Origin of the sequence: Sphingobium sp. MK2, from assembly GCF_040170545.1 — a bacterium.
In the GTDB taxonomy this organism is placed as follows: domain Bacteria; phylum Pseudomonadota; class Alphaproteobacteria; order Sphingomonadales; family Sphingomonadaceae; genus Sphingobium.
On the sequence record NZ_JAZDXA010000032.1, the window covers coordinates 1 to 13,788 of the forward strand.

14 protein-coding genes are annotated in these 13,788 nt (G+C 62.6%); 8 read left to right on the forward strand and 6 right to left on the reverse strand.

Going from position 1 to position 13,788, the window contains the following annotated elements; all coding sequences use genetic code 11:
* Positions 1-108 precede the first annotated feature (108 nt).
* Positions 109-957 (forward strand): N-carbamoylputrescine amidase, encoded by an 849-nt coding sequence (gene aguB, locus V2I08_RS13975; protein WP_349635669.1) that lies wholly within the window; start codon positions 109-111, stop codon positions 955-957.
* Between the two features lie 13 nt (positions 958-970).
* Here aguB and rnhA read toward each other — a convergent pair whose 3' ends face one another.
* Genes rnhA through ispH form a run of 3 tightly spaced genes read right to left on the reverse strand, consistent with a single transcriptional unit; the run spans position 971 to position 3,402 of the window.
* Entirely contained in the window at positions 971-1,417 is a 447-nt protein-coding gene (gene rnhA, locus V2I08_RS13980) for a ribonuclease HI (protein WP_349635670.1), read from the reverse strand.
* A gap of 44 nt (positions 1,418-1,461) precedes the next feature.
* Positions 1,462-2,439 carry a homoserine kinase gene (gene thrB / locus V2I08_RS13985; RefSeq protein WP_349635671.1) on the reverse strand — a complete coding sequence of 326 codons (978 nt, stop codon included), beginning with the start codon at positions 2,437-2,439 and terminating at the stop codon, positions 1,462-1,464.
* Between the two features lie 3 nt (positions 2,440-2,442).
* Positions 2,443-3,402: a 4-hydroxy-3-methylbut-2-enyl diphosphate reductase gene (gene ispH / locus V2I08_RS13990; RefSeq protein WP_349635672.1), complete on the reverse strand. Its 960-nt coding sequence runs from the start codon at positions 3,400-3,402 to the stop codon at positions 2,443-2,445.
* A 69-nt stretch (positions 3,403-3,471) separates the two neighbouring features.
* Between ispH and V2I08_RS13995 the strand changes: the two genes are divergently transcribed.
* The 4 genes from V2I08_RS13995 (at position 3,472) to nagZ (ending at position 7,832) form a co-directional block, all read left to right on the forward strand.
* Complete coding sequence (locus tag V2I08_RS13995) at positions 3,472-4,179, forward strand: hypothetical protein (RefSeq protein WP_349635673.1); 708 nt, start codon at positions 3,472-3,474, stop codon at positions 4,177-4,179.
* A gap of 117 nt (positions 4,180-4,296) precedes the next feature.
* Positions 4,297-6,021, forward strand: coding sequence for an arginine--tRNA ligase (gene argS, locus V2I08_RS14000; RefSeq protein WP_349635674.1), 1,725 nt, complete (start codon positions 4,297-4,299; stop codon positions 6,019-6,021).
* 22 nt (positions 6,022-6,043) lie between these two features.
* Positions 6,044-6,766: an SPOR domain-containing protein gene (locus V2I08_RS14005; RefSeq protein WP_349635675.1), complete on the forward strand. Its 723-nt coding sequence runs from the start codon at positions 6,044-6,046 to the stop codon at positions 6,764-6,766.
* A gap of 52 nt (positions 6,767-6,818) precedes the next feature.
* A complete protein-coding gene (gene nagZ / locus V2I08_RS14010; protein ID WP_349635676.1) occupies positions 6,819-7,832 on the forward strand; it encodes a beta-N-acetylhexosaminidase in 1,014 nt (337 codons plus the stop codon).
* Positions 7,833-7,837: 5 nt separating this feature from the next.
* On the opposite strand, the gene V2I08_RS14015 is transcribed toward nagZ, so the two are convergent.
* Entirely contained in the window at positions 7,838-9,451 is a 1,614-nt protein-coding gene (locus V2I08_RS14015; protein ID WP_349635677.1) for a carbon-nitrogen hydrolase family protein, read from the reverse strand.
* A gap of 95 nt (positions 9,452-9,546) precedes the next feature.
* The gene (locus tag V2I08_RS14020) at positions 9,547-10,767 is read right to left on the reverse strand and encodes an NADP-dependent isocitrate dehydrogenase (RefSeq protein WP_349635678.1); all 1,221 of its coding nucleotides are present in this window, start codon (positions 10,765-10,767) and stop codon (positions 9,547-9,549) included.
* A 159-nt stretch (positions 10,768-10,926) separates the two neighbouring features.
* Here V2I08_RS14020 and V2I08_RS14025 point away from each other — a divergent pair, with 159 nt between their 5' ends.
* Together V2I08_RS14025 and V2I08_RS14030 are read left to right on the forward strand one after the other, a co-directional pair.
* The gene (locus tag V2I08_RS14025; RefSeq protein WP_349635679.1) at positions 10,927-11,661 is read left to right on the forward strand and encodes a phosphatidylserine decarboxylase; all 735 of its coding nucleotides are present in this window, start codon (positions 10,927-10,929) and stop codon (positions 11,659-11,661) included.
* On the forward strand, positions 11,658-12,443 hold the full coding sequence (locus V2I08_RS14030) for a phosphatidylcholine/phosphatidylserine synthase (protein ID WP_349635680.1): 786 nt from the start codon (positions 11,658-11,660) through the stop codon (positions 12,441-12,443). Before V2I08_RS14025 ends, V2I08_RS14030 begins: the two co-directional genes overlap by 4 nt.
* Positions 12,444-12,451: 8 nt before the next feature.
* Here V2I08_RS14030 and V2I08_RS14035 read toward each other — a convergent pair whose 3' ends face one another.
* Positions 12,452-12,676: a hypothetical protein gene (locus V2I08_RS14035; protein ID WP_349635711.1), complete on the reverse strand. Its 225-nt coding sequence runs from the start codon at positions 12,674-12,676 to the stop codon at positions 12,452-12,454.
* Between the two features lie 257 nt (positions 12,677-12,933).
* Between V2I08_RS14035 and rpsB the strand changes: the two genes are divergently transcribed.
* The gene (rpsB, locus tag V2I08_RS14040) at positions 12,934-13,692 is read left to right on the forward strand and encodes a 30S ribosomal protein S2 (RefSeq protein WP_043152929.1); all 759 of its coding nucleotides are present in this window, start codon (positions 12,934-12,936) and stop codon (positions 13,690-13,692) included.
* The last annotated feature ends 96 nt before the right edge of the window (positions 13,693-13,788 follow it).

A 13,788-nucleotide genomic window follows, 5' to 3' on the forward strand; every position in this document is an offset into this window, starting at 1 on the left:
GGGGACTGCCTCATGTCCATGCGTATCATTAATGTCCTTGAAACCCCACCTCGCTATCGCTCGGTGGAGCCTTTCGACAGGCTCAGGGCGAACGGAGAAACAGACGATATGACCAAAGTAACCGTTGCCGCGCTCCAGCTCAGCTTTTCGGACGATATGGGCGAGAATATCGCCAAGGTGGCCGAGCATGTGACCAAGGCCGCCGCGCGCGGGGCGAAGATCATATTGCCGCCCGAATTGTTCGAAGGGCCGTATTTCTGCCGCGTGGAGGACGAAGCGCTGTTCGCGCTGGCGCAGCCGACCGATACCCATCCGGCCGTGCAGGAGATGCGCAAGCTGGCCAAGGATCTGGGCGTCTATATCCCGACCAGCTATTTCGAGCGTGACGGGCAGCATCATTATAATTCGCTCGCGATGATCGACGATCAGGGCGAGATTATGGGCGTCTATCGCAAGAGCCATATTCCCGACGGGCCGGGCTATGAGGAGAAATATTATTTCCGCCCCGGCAATACCGGCTTCAAAGTGTGGCCGACCAGATATGGCACCATCGGCGTCGGCATTTGCTGGGACCAATGGTATCCCGAATGTGCGCGGGTGATGGCGCTGATGGGGGCGGAGATGCTGTTTTATCCGACCGCCATCGGATCGGAGCCTTATGATGCGGACCTCGACACCAGCCGTATGTGGCGGCGGGCGATGATCGGCCATGCGGTCAGCAATTGCATGCCGGTGATCGCCGCCAACCGCATCGGCGAGGAAGATGGCCAGCGTTTCTACGGCCACAGTTTCATCAGCGATGAATGGGGCGACCTGATCGCCGATGGCGATGCCAAGGATTTCGGCGCGTTGGTGGCGACGCTGGACCTGGCGCAGGCGCGCACCCATCGCGCAGGGATGGGCTTCTTCCGCGATCGGCGGCCCGACCTATATGGGCGGATCGCGCAGGATATCTGACGCGAGGCAGGCGTCAGCGGCGGAAGCTCTCCGCCGCGGCGCAGGCGAGCTGATCGGCGCGCTCATTTTCCGGGTGACCGGCATGGCCCTTGACCCATTGCCAGGTCACTTGATGCCGGGCGGCGGCCTGCACCAATAGCTGCCAGACTTCGGCATTTTTCACTGGCTTGCGGTCAGCGGTTTTCCAGCCATTTTTCTGCCAGCCGAAAATCCATTTGGTGATGCCGTCCATCACATATTTGCTGTCGGTGTAGAGGGTCACGCGACAGGGCTTGGTTAGCGCATTGAGCGCCTCGACCGCCGCCATCATCTCCATCCGGTTGTTGGTGGTCTGCGCCTCGCCACCGGATATTTCCTTTTCCTTGTCGCCAAAGCGCAGCACCGCGCCCCAGCCGCCGGGGCCGGGATTGCCCTTGCACGCGCCATCGGTGAAAATCTCTACGGTGGGCAGGTCGGTCATGCTGTCTCCTCCGATCGCGTCGAAAGAGGCGACCGGATCATGGGTTATGCGCCGAGCAGGACGGCTGCATCGGCGCTGGCATAGAATTCGAGCCTGCGCAGATAGGCGAGCGGGTCTTTGCGCGTCACCAGCGCGTCGGACGGCGTGTTGATCCAGTCATAGGCACGGGTCAGCAGGAAACGCAGCGCCGCGCCCCGGCACAGGACCGGGAAGGCGGCGCGTTCCGCATCGGTCAGCCCGTGCGCTTGGGCATAGCCCGCACCCAGCGCTGCGGCCCGATCGCCAAAGAAGGTCGCGCCGTCATGGCTGAACGTCCAGGCGCTGTGGGTGATGGCCAGGTCATAGGCGCGGATGTCGGTGCAACTGAAGTAGAAGTCGATAAGGCCCGTGACCCGGTCGCCCAGCATCAGCACATTGTCGGGGAACAGGTCGGCATGGATGACGCTGCGCGGCAGATCGGCGGGCCAATGCGCGTCGAGAAAGGCCAGTTCATCGGCCACCCGCGCGGCAAGGCCGGGAGCGATCTGGTCGAAATCCGCGCCGCATTTGCGTGCCAAGTCATGCCAGCCCGCCTTGTCGAGCGCGTTAGGCCGCTCGCTCGCAAAGCCGTCGGCCGCGCGATGCAGTTCGCCGAGCGCTTGGCCCGCCGCGCGCGCTTGCGCCGGGGTTGGCTCGGTCACCGATATGCCTGTCAGGAACTCGATCAGACAGGCGGGGCGTCCGGCGAGTTGCTGCAACCGCTGGCCGTTTCGATCGGCGATGAAGCGGGGGACTAGGCAGCCGCGTGCGCCCAGATGATCGAGCAGGTCCATGAAGAAGGGCAGGTCGGCCTCATCCACCCGTTTTTCATAGAGGGTCAGGATGTAGCGATGCCCTGAACCATCCACGCCCGTGGTTTCGAGCAGATAATTGCTGTTTTCGACTCCTTCGGCGATCCCCTTGGCGGAAACGAGACGGCCTGCGTCATAGCGGGTGAGGAAGGCGTCAATCTCTTCGGCCGGAACCTGGGTATAGACGGCCATGGATCAGACGGCCTCCAGTCCGCGCGGCAGCTTGAAGGCGATGCTTTCGCGCGCGGTTTCGACGATCTCCTCGGTCACGTCATAGCGCGCCGCGAGGCCATTCACGACTTCGCGCACCAATATTTCGGGTGCGGACGCCCCTGCGGTCAGGCCTAATGTCGTCACGCCGTCGAGCCAGTCGAAGTCGATTTCATCAGCGCGCTGGATCAGCCGGGCGCGGGTGCCTTCGCGCTCGGCGACCTCGACCAGTCGCAGCGAGTTGGAGCTGTTGGGCGCGCCGATGACATAAAGCGCGTCGCAGCGAGGCGCGATCGCCTTGACCGATGTTTGGCGGTTGGAGGTAGCGTAGCAGATATCCTCGCCCTTGGGCGCGGCGATATCGGGAAAGCGCCGTTGCAGCACGGCGACGATCGCGGCGGTATCGTCCACCGACAGGGTGGTTTGCGTCAGGAACGCCAAATTGTTGGGATCGGTCGGCGCAAAGGCTTCGGCGGCCTCGACCGTTTCGATGAGCGTCATATAGCCGTCAGGCACCTGGCCAAAGGTGCCGATGACTTCAGGATGGCCCTTATGGCCGATGAACAGGATATGGCGGCCAAGCTCCACCTGCCGTTCGGCCTGACGATGCACCTTGCTGACCAGGGGGCAGGTGGCGTCGAGATAGGACAGGCCGCGTTCCTCTGCCTTGGCCGGGACCGCCTTGGGCACGCCATGGGCGGAAAAGACCACCGGCACACCATCGGGCACCTGGTCCAGTTCCTCGACGAAGATCGCGCCCTTCGCCTTCAGGCTGTCGACCACATATTTGTTATGGACGATTTCATGGCGGACATAGACCGGCGCGCCATAGGCTTCGATCGCCTTTTCCACGATGATGATGGCGCGGTCGACCCCGGCGCAAAAGCCGCGCGGAGCGGCGATCAGGAGGGTCATTGGCGGGCGGGCGGCGGTGGGCTCGGTCATGTCTTCGCGCTTAGGCGAATGTAGGCCACGAGGAAAGCCGCTTCCTTCCGGTTGCGCGGGCGGCGGCGGATGGATAAGGAAGCGCGATGCTTTCGGCCGATGGGCCATGCCAAGGATTATCTGCCTGTGCCAAGGAACGTTTGTCTGTCTCGTATCGCCTTGACCGCCGTGCTGGCTTTGGCGCTGGCGGGATGTTCGCGCCGGGGGGAAATCGACGCGACGGGCGGTATCGTCGCGGTGCGCTCTGCCTGCCCGGTGGCGGCGGTGCCCGCCTATACGGGTGACATCACGCTGTTCAACCCGGCCAACAGCACCGATGCCTCGGCCATCGACGTGGTGGCGAACATCACGGACCTGCGATCGACTTGCGCGGACGGCGCGCAATTCTATACCGAAGCGACCTTCACCGTGAACGCCCGGCGGAGCGACGCCAGCGCGGCGCGGCAGGTGACGCTGCCTTATTATTCCGCCGTGGTGCGCGGCGGCAATGCCGTGGTCGCCAAGCGAGTGGGCCAGGTTACGCTCAATTTCGCGCCCGGCGACTATCGCGCCAGCGCGCAGGCGAAGGCCGCATCCTATGTCGAAAAGTCCTCGGCCACGCTGCCGGCGGACATCCAGGCGAAGATTGTCCAGAAGCGCAAGGCGGGCGACGCCGACGCCGCGATCGATCCTTTCGCCCAGCCCGACGTCAAGGCGGCGCTGCTGCGAACCAGCTTCGAACTGCTGGTCGGGTTCAACCTGACCCAGGACCAACTGCGATATAACGCGACCCGTTAAGAGTCGGCCCATTCATCCGTTCGGGCTGAGACAAGTCGAAGCCCTGCGCGTCTTGAAGACAAGAGCAGCCCTTCGACAGGCTCAGGGCGAACGGAACTTGTAGGAAAGTTTCGTCCCGTGTCCCTTTACACCCGTTTTACCGCTCATCTCGACGCCGTGCTGGACGCGCTGGAGGCGGACGGCGTTTTGCCCGCTGGCCTCAACCGCAAGCCGGTAACGGTCGAGCCGCCGCGCGACCCCAGCCATGGCGACATGGCGACCAATGCGGCGATGGTGCTGGCCAAGCCTGCGGGCACCAATCCGCGCGCGCTGGCCGAAGCGATTGTTGCGAAGCTGCAAGCGCTCGAAGAGGTGGAAAGCGCCTCGATCGCCGGGCCGGGCTTCATCAACCTGACGCTGACCGATGCGACATGGCGCGCGGAACTGGCGGCGATCCAGACCGAAAGTGACGATTATGGCCGGTCCGTTGTTGGGCAGGGCATCACAGTCAATATCGAATATGTCTCCGCCAACCCGACTGGGCCAATGCATATGGGCCATTGCCGCGGCGCGGTGGTGGGCGATGCGCTCGCCACGCTGCTGGAATATGCCGGACATAAGGTGATCCGCGAATATTATATCAACGATGCAGGCGGGCAGGTCGATGTCCTCGCCCGCTCGGCGCACCTGCGCTATCGCGAGGCGCTGGGCGAAACGATCGCCATTCCCGAAGGCCTGTATCCCGGCGATTATCTCGTGCCGGTGGGACAGGCATTGGCCGCGGAATATGGCGATCGGTTCGTGGACGCGCCGGAAGGTGACTGGCTGGTGACCTTCCGCACCTTCGCCGTGGCCAAGATGATGGATATGATCCGCGCCGACTTGGCGCTGCTCGGCATCCATCACGACATCTTCTCGTCCGAAGCGGAATTGCAGGCGGCGGGCAAGCCCGAACAAGCCGAAGCGTGGCTGCGCGCGCAGGATCTGGTCTATGACGGCGTGCTGGAAGCGCCCAAGGGCGAACTGCCCGACGATTGGGAGCCGGTCGAACTGCCGCTGTTCCGCTCGACGAAATTCGGCGACGATCAGGATCGGCCGATCAAGAAGTCGAATGGGTCATGGACCTATTTCGGCGCCGACATGGCCTATCATTATCAGAAGGCGCAGTCTGCCGACCAGTTGATCGACATTTGGGGCGCGGATCATGCTGGCACCGTCAAGCGCATCCAGGCGGCCGTCGCAGCGCTGACGGAGGGCAAGGCGCGCTTCGACGTCAAGCTCATCCAGATGGTCCGCCTGCTGCGCGATGGCGAGCCGGTGAAGATGTCCAAGCGCGCGGGCAATTTCGTGACGCTCGCCGATGTCGTGGGTGAAGTCGGCAAGGATGTCGTCCGCTTCACCATGCTGACGCGCAAGGCTGACGCGCAGATGGATTTCGACTTCGCCAAGGTGGTCGAAGCGTCGAAGGACAATCCGGTTTTCTATGTCCAATATGCCCATGCGCGCATTTCCTCGCTCGGACGGCGGACGCAGGAGGCGGGGATTGCGCTGCCTGCAGCCGACCTGTCCCTTCTTGGGACGGCCGAATTGGGGCTGGTAAAGCTCGCCGCGCAATTCCCGCGCGTTGTCGAAGGGGCGGCGCAGATGCGCGAACCGCACCGTATTGCCTTTTATCTCAATGACTTGGCCTCCGCCTTCCATGGTTGGTGGAATATGGGCAATGATGATCCGCGCGCGCGGGTGATCCTGGCCGACGATCCGGCGATGACGGCGGCACGGCTTTCCCTCGCGCAGGGAATAGGGCAGATTATCCGCAACGGCCTGGCCCTGATGGGTGTGGTCGCACTGACCGAAATGCAGTGAATGAAAGCGGAGTGAAGTGACGATGAGCGACTATGGGCGCGGTCGACTCGATTTCGACGATGAGGACCGGCTGCCCTGGCTGGAGCCTGCTATCGACGATACGGAACCGGAAAATCTCTCGCCGCTTCGCCTGCTCGGTCTGATCCTGCTTGGCCTCATGCTGGTCGGTGCGGTCGTGGCCGGTGTTTGGTGGGTGCAAAATCGCGGCGCTGGTGATCCGGCTGGCGAAGGGCAACTGATCGCCGCACCGTCGCAGGGTTATAAGATCGCCGCCAACGAAGCCGACGCGCGCAAGTTCGATGGCGAGGGCGATGCCAGCTTCGCTGCGAGCGAGGGCGTCGCACGCGACGGGCGAATCGACCCCAGCCGCGTGCCCGAAACGCCCATGGCCAAAGGCACGCCCGCGCCTACGGGCACCAAGCCGGTCGTGCCGGTCAAGCCTGCGCAAAGCGTTTCCGCGCCCGTGACAGACGGTACTAGCGACACGCCCGTTGCCGCCACCAAAGCGGCTAGCGGCGGGGCGATGATTCAGCTGGGCGCCTATGGCAGCGCGGCGGGCGCCAAGGATGCCTGGAGCCGCTTGTCCAAGCGCTTCGCCTATCTCGCGCCGCTTGCCATGACCGTCGAACCGGCCCAGGTCGGCGGCGGCACCGTCTATCGCCTGCGCGTCAGCGCGGGCGGGCAGGCGAGCGTCATTTGCGGCAAGCTCAAGGTGGCGGGCGAAAGCTGCCTGATGGTGAATTAGGATCGGATAAAGCCCTTCGACAGAAGGGCCGCACATCGTTACCGTCGATGCCATGAAGCCTGTTATTTTCGGCCTGTCCGGGCCAAACCTGACTCCTGACGAGCGCGCCTTCTTTGCCGAGGCGCAGCCCGCAGGCTATATATTGTTCAAGCGCAACATCGCCGATCGGGCGCAGTTGCGCGCGCTGACCGACGATCTGCGCGCCTTGCATGGGCGCGACGATCTGCTGATCATGATCGATCAGGAAGGCGGTCGCGTGGCGCGGATGGCCCCGCCGGTCTGGCCAGCCTTTCCACCCGGCGCCGTGTTCGATCGCCTCTATGACGTCGCGCCGTCGAGCGCGATTGCGGCGGCGCGGGCCAATGCTCATGCTATTGCTCTGACGCTCGCCGAAGTCGGCATTACCGTCGATGCGCTGCCGTTGCTCGACGTGCGGCAGGATGGCGCGAGCGACATCATGGGCGATCGGACGCTGGGGGCCGAACCGATGCGGGTGGCGGCGCTGGGCCGCGCGACGCTGGAGGGGCTGGCGCAGGGCGGCGTGGTCGGCATCGTCAAACATATGCCGGGGCATGGTCGCGCCTTGGTCGACAGCCATCTGGAACTGCCGGTGGTGAAGGCCGACCTCAATGCGCTGGAAACCGACCTTGGCCCGTTCCGCACGCTCAACTGGGCACCGATGGGGATGACCGCGCATGTCGTCTACACTGCCTGGGATGCCGAACAGCCTGCCAGCCTCTCGTCCAAAGTAATCGGCGAGATCATCCGAGATTCGATCGGCTTTGACGGGCTGCTGATGTCCGATGATCTCGACATGAAGGCGCTGGATGGCAGCATCGCGGAACTGGCGGCTGGCGTCGTGGCGGCCGGGTGCGACCTCGCGCTCAACTGCTGGGGGCGGATGGACGACATGGTCGCCATTGCCGGGGCGCTGCCGGACATGCAGATAGAGTCGCGTGAACGGCTCGATCGCGCGATGGCCAGCGCCCCGCGCGGCGCGGATCAGCCGCCGCTGGAAGAACTGCTGGCAACGCGCGACCGGCTGCTGGAGCCGGTCGCCGCCTGACCGCGTCAGCCGCCGCCCGGCGAATTATGGCCGCCAGCAGGAACGGGGCCGCCGCTCGGCGCATGGCCATGGTCGGGATGACTGTCCCATTCGATATGATAAAGATCGAAGCGCCGGTCGCGCAGATTGCGGACCGTCCCTTCCGCCCGCGCCCAGCTCAAATCCGCCAGGTTCACATCCGCCATCGTCAGTGTTTCGACATTCTCGGTCGATTCCGCCGCAATGCCGTCTCGCGCGAAGGGCAGGTCGCACGGCGTCAGGATCGCGCTCTGGGCATATTGAATGTCCATATTGTCGACATTGGGCAGATTGCCGACATTGCCCGACATCACGACATAGCATTGATTTTCGATCGCGCGGGCCTGCGCGCAATAACGCACCCGCATATAGCCAAGCCGCGAATCGGTACAGAAGGGCACGAAGATGATCCGCGCGCCCTGATCGACCAGGCGGCGGGCGAGTTCGGGAAACTCGCTATCATAGCAGATCAGCACGCCGATCGGCCCGCAGTCGGTCTGGATCACGTCGAGCGAATCGCCACCCTTGATGTTCCACCAGAAGGATTCATTGGGGGTGGGGTGGATCTTCTCCTGCGTGTGGACGGACCCATCGCGCAGCGCGACATAGGCGATATTCTGGATATCGCCATCGTCTGCACGGGTCGGGTGGGAGCCGCCGATGATATTGATATTATATTGCAACGCCATCCGCGTCAGTTCCTTGGTCAGGCGCGGGGTATAGCTGGTGAGCTTGTCGATCGCCTCCATCGGATTGAGCTTCTTGGTCTCGAACGACAGCAGGGGCAGGGTGAAAAGCTCAGGGAAGACGATGAAGTCGGAGCGATAATCCGCTGCGACATCGACAAAATATTCGATGTTACGGACAAAGCCCTCGAAATCCTCGACCGCGCGCGCCTGCAACTGGCAGGTGGCCAGACGAACGCTCTCGACGCCGCGCGGCACCCGCATTTCGGGCGCTTCGTCGGGATCGACATAGGGGTTGCGCCAGACCAGATGTGCGGCGTGGCCGTCGGACTGCTTGTCTTCGGGCAGATAATTTTCCAGCACGCCCAGCGGCTCGAACTGGTTTTTGAGCTGGAAGCTGACGACCTGATCGCGGATCTTGCCCTGGACGACCTTGTCCAGATAATCCTTTGGACTCTCCACCTTGCGCTTTGCGCGCAGATAGCCCGGCATCCGGCCGGCAATGACGATGCCATGCAGGTCAAGCTGCTCGGCCAGTTCCTTGCGCTCGTCATAGAGGCGCTGGCCGATCCGCAACCCGCGTAGCTTCGGGTCCACCGCCATCTCATAGCCATAGAGCCATTCGCCCGCCGCGCTGTGGCGCGTACCAAAGCCGTTGGCGGTGATCTCTTCCCAGTCATGCCAAGAAAAGGCCATGCCCTTGCTGACCCGCATGGTCGCGCAATAGCCCACGACCTTATTGTCATAGAGCGCGACGAAACAGCCATCGGGGAAATTGTTGATCTGGCCGCGCACGGTGGCGGGGGAATAGTTGGGCAGGCCCGGATAGACGCGGGCGATGAGCCGCAGGATCGCGCGCACGTCGGTCGGCACCGCCGGGCGTACCTCAAGGCGTTTCTGAGTGGCTGTCGTCATGGCTTTCTTCCCTCGGCGCGATGGCTATGGAAAAGGCGGCACCGATAATCGGCACCGCCTTACTCCGTTTCCGTACTGAAAGCGTCAGACGCCTATCAGTTCCACTTACCCATTTCGGCTTCCAGATTGACGCGGATCTGTTCGAAGAACTGTTCCGTCGTCATCCACGCCTGTTCCGGACCGATCAGCAGCGCCAGATCCTTGGTCATCGCGCCGTCTTCGACGGTCTTGATGCAGACGCGCTCCAGCGTTTCGGCGAATTTGGTGACTTCGGGCGTACCGTCGAACTTGCCGCGGAAGGACAGGCCCTGCGTCCAGGCGAAGATCGACGCGATCGGGTTGGTCGAGGTCGCCTTGCCCTGCTGATGCTGGCGATAGTGGCGGGTCACGGTGCCATGCGCCGCTTCGGCTTCCACCGTCTTGCCATCGGGCGAGAGCAGGACCGAGGTCATGAGGCCGAGCGAACCGAAGCCCTGCGCGACGGTGTCCGACTGGACGTCGCCGTCGTAATTTTTGCAAGCCCAGACGAACTTGCCGCTCCACTTGAGCGCGGACGCGACCATGTCGTCGATCAGGCGATGCTCATAGACAATGCCCGCCGCCTTGAACTTGTCGGCGAATTCGGCGTCAAACACTTCCTGGAACAGATCCTTGAAGCGGCCGTCATAGGCCTTGAGGATGGTGTTCTTGGTCGAAAGGTACAGCGGCCATCCGCGATCGAGCGCATAGTTCATGCTCGCCTTGGCGAAATCGCGGATCGAATCGTCGAGGTTATACATGCCCATGGCGACGCCGGGGCTGGGGAAGTCGAACACTTCCTTTTCGATCTTCTCGCCATTTTCGCCGTCCCAGATCAGACGCAGCTTGCCGGGGCCGGGGACCAGGAAGTCGGTCGCCTTATACTGGTCGCCAAAGGCATGGCGGCCGATGACGATCGGGTCGGTCCAGCCGGGGACCAGACGGGGCACGTTCTTGATGACGATGGGCTCGCGGAACACGACGCCGCCCAGGATGTTGCGGATCGTGCCGTTGGGCGACTTCCACATCGACTTGAGGTTGAATTCCTCGACGCGCTGTTCGTCAGGGGTGATGGTGGCGCACTTCACGCCAACGCCATATTGCTTGATCGCATTGGCGCAATCGACCGTAATCTGGTCGTTCGTCTCATCGCGCTTCTGAACGGACAGGTCATAATATTTGAGGTCGATGTCGAGATAAGGAAGGATCAGCCGCTCGCGGATCCATTCCCAGATGATCCGGGTCATTTCATCGCCGTCAATCTCTACGACCGGGTTCTTCACCTTGATCTTCGCCATGCGCCTGTTCGCCTTCTTCATCGTGGGTGGATTTGGCAATCGCCCTAGGCAAAGCGGGCGGAATGTTCAACTGCGCAGGCTTAAGTTATGTGACAGCCCGGAGCCTTCGCCGGGATCGGCCGTTGTCAGGAAGAAGCTCTCTCCCTAAAGATGGTGGCCATGGACAATAACGAAATCACGATCGCCGCTGGCGGCAATGTCAAATGGCGCTTTCCTTCGGTCCACCCGGAGGGGATGAAATTCGGCCTGATCGCGGTTGCGATCACCGCCATTCTGTTCCTGCTGGGATGGGAGGTGCTGGGATGGCTGATGCTGATGGTGACGATCTGGGTCTTCGCCTTCTTCCGCGATCCGGTGCGCGCCGTGCCACAGGATGAGGGCGCGATCATTGCGCCCGCCGATGGATTGGTGACGTTGATCCAGCGGGTGCCGCCGCCGCGCGAAATGGCGGGCGTCGATGGCCTTGGTGACCAACCGATGATCCGCGTGTCGATTTTCATGAGCGTGTTCGACGTCCACATCAATCGCACGCCAATTGGCGGCACGATCAAGTCGGTCGTCTATATTTCGGGCAAGTTCCTCAATGCCGATCTCGACAAGGCGAGCGAGGATAATGAGCGTCAGCATATATTGGTCGAACGCCATGACGGCGTGCGCATCGGCTTTACCCAGATTGCGGGCCTGGTGGCGCGCCGGATCGTGCCGTTCGTCAAGCCCGGCGACATGGTCGCGGCGGGGCAGCGCATCGGCCTCATCCGCTTTGGCAGCCGGGTCGATGTCTACCTGCCCGCCGGAACCGCGCCGCGCGTGATCCTGGGCCAACGCACCATCGCCGGGGAAACCATCCTTGGGCAAATGGGTGATCGCCGGGTCGTCGCCGGTATTCAGCAATGAGGCGGCGGCGCGCCGTGCCGCAGGGCATGCGGCGAGGCATTACGTTGCGTATGCTCGCCCCCAATGCCGTGACGGCGATGGCCTTGTGCTTCGGCCTGACCGGCGTGCGCTATGGCATATCGGGCGATTGGGAGCGGGCGGTCCTGTCAATCATCTTTGCAGGGGTGCTGGACGGACTGGATGGCCGGATCGCCCGGATGCTGCGCGGCGAAAGCCGATTCGGCGCGGAACTGGATTCGCTGTCCGATTCGATCGCATTCGGCGTCGCGCCGGCCTTGATCCTCTATCTCTGGTCGCTGCATGCCATGCCGAAATTTGGCTGGATCTTCGCGCTGGCCCACGCCTTGTCCTGCGCGCTGCGCCTGGCGCGGTTCAATGCCAACATCGACGCGGAGCAACAGCCGCATAAATCCGCAGGCTTCATGACCGGCGTTCCCGCACCGGCCGGGGCAGGGCTATCCTTCGTGCCGCTCTATCTGTGGCTCGTGACGGGCGAGGATCTGTTCCGCGCCTGGTATGTCGTGGCACCCTGGACAGCGTTCGTTGCTTTCCTGATGATCTCCAACATTGCGACCTATAGCTGGTCGGCGCTGCGGTTGCGCAAGCGCATCCGATTGGAAGTCATTGCCTTTGCCGGGCTGCTGGCGGCGTTGCTGGTCACCGATCCCTGGCTGACGCTGCTGTTGCTCTGCGCCGTCTATGTGGCCCTGATCCCGATCGGCATCATCTCCTATGCCAAGGTCGTGCGGACTCGCGAGGCGAAACCGCCAACGACTGCCTGAAAAAACGATCAGGCGGCGAAAACGCCGTTCGGTACTCGGACGGCTGCAACGCGACCTGCATCGGCGGCGCGGGGGCGACGGATACGCACATGGTAAACAGGCGTGTGGGGGATCGGCTCGAACTGGAGCGCGGCGATCATCTTGTCATGATAGAGTAGGAACATCCATGCGATGGTTCCCACGGCCATCAGGAATGCGCCAAGAAACAGGGTCGCTGCAACGAATGTGAACATCAACGTCACTTTCCATCTTGCCATTTGCACGGCTGGCCTCACTATGACGGTTTCAACGGCAGCGAACCGCCTTTGTTCCGTTTGTTCACTTTATGTTCCGGTTTGCGGCGCAAGTCAAGCCTTGCACATTATTTTCTGCGGCGTTAAAGGCGCGCCTCATTCCACATGGGAATCATCATATCCGGTGCTGGCAGCGGCCTTTCAGGCTCTCTGCGGTTCCCGATTCCCAGAGGCATTAACCGGAAGGAGATTATCTTATGGCGGCTCCTGTTGTCACCATGCACCAATTGATCGACGCTGGCGCGCATTTCGGCCACCAGACCCATCGCTGGAATCCGCGCATGAAGCCGTATATCTTCGGCGAGCGCAACGGCATCCACATTCTTGACCTGTCGCAGACCGTGCCCCTGTTCGGCCGCGCGCTCGATTTCGTGTCGGGTACGGTTGCCGCCGGTGGCAAGGTGCTGTTCGTCGGCACCAAGCGCCAGGCGCAGGACCCGATCGCTGAAGCTGCCCGCAAGTCCGGCCAGCATTTCGTCAACCATCGCTGGCTGGGCGGCATGCTCACCAACTGGAAGACGATCTCCGGTTCGATAAAGCGTTTGAAGACCCTTGAGGAAAAGCTGCAGGGTGACACCCACGGCCTGACCAAGAAGGAAGTGCTTCAGATGACGCGCGAGCATGAGAAGCTCGAAATGTCGCTTGGCGGCATTCGCGACATGGGCGGCATTCCCGATGTCATGTTCGTGATCGACGCGAACAAGGAAGAACTGGCGATCAAGGAAGCCAACACGCTGGGTATCCCGGTCGTCGCGATCCTCGATTCGAACGTCTCGCCCGACGGCATCGCTTTCCCGGTTCCCGCGAACGACGACGCCAGCCGCGCGATCCGCCTCTATTGCGACGCCATTGCGGCCGCCGCGACCAAGGGCAACCGTGGTGCGCAGCAGGCTTCGGGCGTCGACCTCGGCGCGATGGACGAGCCGATGGCGGAAGAGGTTGTCGCCGAAGCCTAAGAGCGTCGCGCAACTGAAAGAATGACAGGCTAGGGCGCGCTCTTTCAGAGACGCGCCCTGCCGCATATTTGAACCACACTGATTTAGGAGCCGAAA

Coding starts and splice junctions, on each gene's coding strand:
- nagZ (WP_349635676.1), top strand. CDS start 6,819: ATGAAGCCTGTTATTTTCGGCCTGTCCGGGCCAAACCTGACTCCTGAC.
- thrB (WP_349635671.1), bottom strand. CDS start 2,439: ATGGCCGTCTATACCCAGGTTCCGGCCGAAGAGATTGACGCCTTCCTC.
- V2I08_RS14020 (WP_349635678.1), bottom strand. CDS start 10,767: ATGGCGAAGATCAAGGTGAAGAACCCGGTCGTAGAGATTGACGGCGAT.
- rpsB (WP_043152929.1), top strand. CDS start 12,934: ATGGCGGCTCCTGTTGTCACCATGCACCAATTGATCGACGCTGGCGCG.
- V2I08_RS14025 (WP_349635679.1), top strand. CDS start 10,927: ATGGACAATAACGAAATCACGATCGCCGCTGGCGGCAATGTCAAATGG.
- V2I08_RS14015 (WP_349635677.1), bottom strand. CDS start 9,451: ATGACGACAGCCACTCAGAAACGCCTTGAGGTACGCCCGGCGGTGCCG.
- V2I08_RS13995 (WP_349635673.1), top strand. CDS start 3,472: ATGGATAAGGAAGCGCGATGCTTTCGGCCGATGGGCCATGCCAAGGAT.
- V2I08_RS14005 (WP_349635675.1), top strand. CDS start 6,044: ATGAGCGACTATGGGCGCGGTCGACTCGATTTCGACGATGAGGACCGG.
- ispH (WP_349635672.1), bottom strand. CDS start 3,402: ATGACCGAGCCCACCGCCGCCCGCCCGCCAATGACCCTCCTGATCGCC.
- aguB (WP_349635669.1), top strand. CDS start 109: ATGACCAAAGTAACCGTTGCCGCGCTCCAGCTCAGCTTTTCGGACGAT.
- V2I08_RS14030 (WP_349635680.1), top strand. CDS start 11,658: ATGAGGCGGCGGCGCGCCGTGCCGCAGGGCATGCGGCGAGGCATTACG.
- V2I08_RS14035 (WP_349635711.1), bottom strand. CDS start 12,676: ATGTTCACATTCGTTGCAGCGACCCTGTTTCTTGGCGCATTCCTGATG.
- rnhA (WP_349635670.1), bottom strand. CDS start 1,417: ATGACCGACCTGCCCACCGTAGAGATTTTCACCGATGGCGCGTGCAAG.